Here is a 3,461-nt window from a genome sequence, read left to right as displayed (position 1 = left end):
ACGCCGTGCTGCCCTTGACAAGCAAGCAACGGTTCATAGGTTAAGGGAACTATCAACCCACCAGCCGCGATGGCTGGGCCGCCAATATTGGGATTGGACAGGACGGCACTTCGTCCTCGACGCACTCGATGGCAATGATCCTGATCTCGTTTGAGTTCAGTGTTTTGTCGTCTGGAGTGCACTCCTAAGCCAAAACACAGCGATCTTTGCTTCGAGCGGTTCCTTTGTAAGGAACGTATCGATGACGTGTTCTTCGTCTGCTCCCAAGGGCAACCCGCCCAATTTCACTGTTCCTGAACCCCTGATTAACCTTGTGCGGCTGTTGGCCCGCGAGGCTGCGCGCTCGGATTTCGCAACCCGTTGCAACGGTGAAGACCCAGAGGTGGATCATGGTTGATCTGCCGATCACAGGGGATGCCGCCTATCTCAGCGTGCGCGATGTCGCTGCGCTGTTCCGCATCAGCACCAAAACCGTTCGTCGCTGGATCAAATCCGGCGAACTGCCTGCGACTCGGTTTGGCCGCGATTGGCGCATTGCGCGCAGCGACCTGCACGCCCTTGCCCAGCAACGCGGCAATCAGGCAGCAGCCCATGTTCTCTAAGGCTTTCACAAAACTCGGCTTTTCCGGCGTTCGGGGAAACGGGGTCATGGATTTTGGCTAAAAATTCACGCCCTTGTTTTCCCGAATGCCCGCAAGAGGGCCGCCATGGGTCTGCATGTCCCCAAGTGTCCGCTTTTGCCCCAATCTCAAAACCCAAGAGGTTTGTCATGACCCATCATCAAGATATCCAACCGCCAACAACGCTGGCCGAGGTTCTGGACGTTCTGAAGTCCAATCCAGACCCCGACAAGAAACGTCAACAGTCCAAGCTGTCCGCGATCTCGCGCGTCAGTGCATACATGAGCCGTCCGCCGTCGGACATTCCGACAGACATCCCGCAACTGCGCAAACTGTTGGCATCGTTGCATCCCGCCGCCTGCGGGGTGAAGCCCAACACCCTCAGCACCACCAAAAGCGATCTGGCCAGTGCCTTGCGTGCGGTTGGGGTGTTGCAGGATTTTGAAGCCAAATCTGAACTGACCCCGGAGTGGGACACGTTTCTGACGACTGTGCAGTCCACCCATCAGGTTTGGGGCTTGATGCGGTTTGCACGCTATTGCAGTGCCCGGTCGATCTCGCCCAAGGACATTGGTGGCGAAGTGGTTCAGGCGTTTCAGACGGTCCTCGACGCTGTGCTGCTGAAGAACGAACCAGCCAAGTACATTCAGTCCATGATCGATACATGGAACCACGTGATTGACAAACACGGTCTCGATCTTCCCCGGCAGGACCGTTTGCTGTCTGATCGGTACGTGGCCCGCCCGCTGACAGACTATCCGGAGAGCCTGCAAGCAGAGATCAAAGCCTATATCGACCGCTTGGCGCAACGTGATCTGTTCAGCGAAGACGGTCCTGACAAGCCGCTGCGCGAGACCAGCCTGCGCAACACCGAAGCGTATCTGCGTCAATTGCTGGACGTGTTGGTAACCTCGGGGCAAAGCCCGGAAAAGTTCACAAGCCTGTCTGTGTTGGTTACGGCGAGCAATCTCAAAACAGCCTTCCGGACGATCATAGACCGCCGTGGGACCAATGGTCTGCCGTCCGGGCTGAGTAATGTTGCAGCAACCTGCATCGCTATTGCACGGCATCACTTGAACGCGCCAGAAGACGTCATCAAGGCGCTCAAAGACATTCACAAACGGGTCGCCGTAAATCCGCGCGGCATGAGCCCCAAGAACGCCGAGCGCCTTGCGCAGTTCAATGATTGGGAGAACGTGGCCCTGTTGTTGAGCCTGCCGGATACGCTGATGGCACGGGCGGAAGACAGTCCGACCCGGCGCGACAGCGCACTGGCGGCGATGCATGCAGCAGCGCTTACGATCCTCCTGAGCTGTCCCATGCGCGTCAAAAACCTCGCGAACCTTGATTTGGACAAACATTTGATCCGGGTCCGCTCGGGGACGCACACCTATTATTCCATCCGTATCGAAGGGATCGAGGTCAAGAATGGGGAGCCAATTGAGGTCAAACTGAATGCCCGTAGTTCCAAGATTTTGCACCGCTATATCATGCAGTTCCGACCGCTTGTGTCGCGGGTTGGTGGCCGTGCCCTGTTCCCCCGCAACAGTGACGGAAAGCCCCGGTCGCCCGCAAACTTTGGCGGTGATCTGACCCGTCGCGTCTTTCGTGAGACCGGGTTGAAGGTTCACCCTCACCTGTTCCGCCACATCGCGGCCAAGCTCTATCTAGAAGAACGCCCCGGCGACTTCGAGACCGTCCGCCGCCTGCTCAAGCACAAACGGCTCCAAACAACAACGGATTTCTACGCATCGCTCAGCAACCAATGGGCACACGACCACTATGATGAGGTGGTTCTTTCGAAGTTCCGGGGGACGTCCGATGACTAACCCCATTCCTCTTGTTCTTCTTTATCAAAATTGGCCGCAGGCGGATAAAACCGCCTGGGAAGCCCTATTCGCGGAAGGTGACATCTTTGACGGTACAGGCCCCTGTGCGAGCTGGTCCGAAGGCAGCCGCACCAAACGACGCCAGAGCTACGGATACTGGCTGTCATGGATAAAGCGTCATCAGCCTGCCCTTTTGGATCGATCCCCGACAGATCGCATTACCAAAGATGCCGTGCAGAGATATCTGGAAGAAGCGGAAGCGCGCGTAGGCCTAATGACCCGCAAGAACATGATTTGTGATCTGTATGTGCTTGTAAAGGCCATGGACCCGTCAGGAGATTGGGACTGGCTAAAAAAACTGTCCAACCGTCTGGTACATCTGGCAGATCGCAAAAGCCTGCCGAAAGCGGTTCCGATATTGGCAGGTGACGCTCTGACCAAAAGCTTGCAATGGCTCCAAGATGTGGAGTGTGATCCGTCTCTCAGTGACCTGAAGCGCGCAATCCACTTTCGCGCAGGCCTGATGATCGCCTTTCTGATCTCGCGGCCCGTACGCCGTCGCACGTTGCTGGTGCTGACAACGGACCAGCATCTGCGCAAAAACGCCGAAGGGTTCGAGGTTCACCTTTCGCCGGAAGACACCAAAGACAAAAAAGCGCGGTGGTTTCCTCTGCCCAAGGTTCTGATACAGCCGATGGAGTCTTATTTGGACATCCATCGCCCGATCCTGCTCGGACCCAAGACATCCAATGCGCTGTGGATCAGCCAATATGGAGACCCGATTACCCCCCATGGCCTGTCTCGTGAGCTGCCGAAAGTGGCAAAACGCATGCTGGGCGTCGAGTTGCGCACCCACAAGTTTAGGCACATTGCGGCGACCAGCGTCGCTGAGACAGACCCGGAACATGTCAATATCATCCGGGATATCCTCGGGCACGCGACGCTGGACATGTCTCAGAAGCACTACAATCGTGCCACCGGGTTGTCGGCCTGTGACGACTACCAATCTCTC

Annotated in this window: 3 protein-coding genes; all 3 read left to right on the top strand. The window is 56.7% G+C overall.

Going from position 1 to position 3,461, the window contains the following annotated elements; translation table 11 throughout:
- Positions 1-389: 389 nt before the first annotated feature.
- On the top strand, positions 390-602 hold the full coding sequence (locus tag ACR0C3_RS23240; RefSeq protein WP_480760779.1) for a helix-turn-helix domain-containing protein: 213 nt from the start codon (positions 390-392) through the stop codon (positions 600-602).
- A 167-nt stretch (positions 603-769) separates the two neighbouring features.
- Positions 770-2,449 (top strand): site-specific integrase, encoded by a 1,680-nt coding sequence (locus tag ACR0C3_RS23235; protein WP_480760778.1) that lies wholly within the window; start codon positions 770-772, stop codon positions 2,447-2,449.
- Between the two features lie 274 nt (positions 2,450-2,723).
- A partial coding sequence (locus ACR0C3_RS23230) for a tyrosine-type recombinase/integrase (protein ID WP_480760776.1) occupies positions 2,724-3,461 on the top strand: 738 nt, incomplete at its 3' end.

This window comes from Ruegeria sp. CK3 (assembly GCF_056536565.1).
The sequence above is the reverse complement of the archived record's forward strand: the minus strand, read 5'-3'. Positions and strand labels throughout refer to the sequence as shown.

What these genes read in the sequence shown, in the direction of transcription:
- ACR0C3_RS23235 (WP_480760778.1), top strand. Translation starts at nt 770, where the DNA reads ATGACCCATCATCAAGATATCCAACCGCCAACAACGCTGGCCGAGGTT.
- ACR0C3_RS23240 (WP_480760779.1), top strand. Translation starts at nt 390, where the DNA reads ATGGTTGATCTGCCGATCACAGGGGATGCCGCCTATCTCAGCGTGCGC.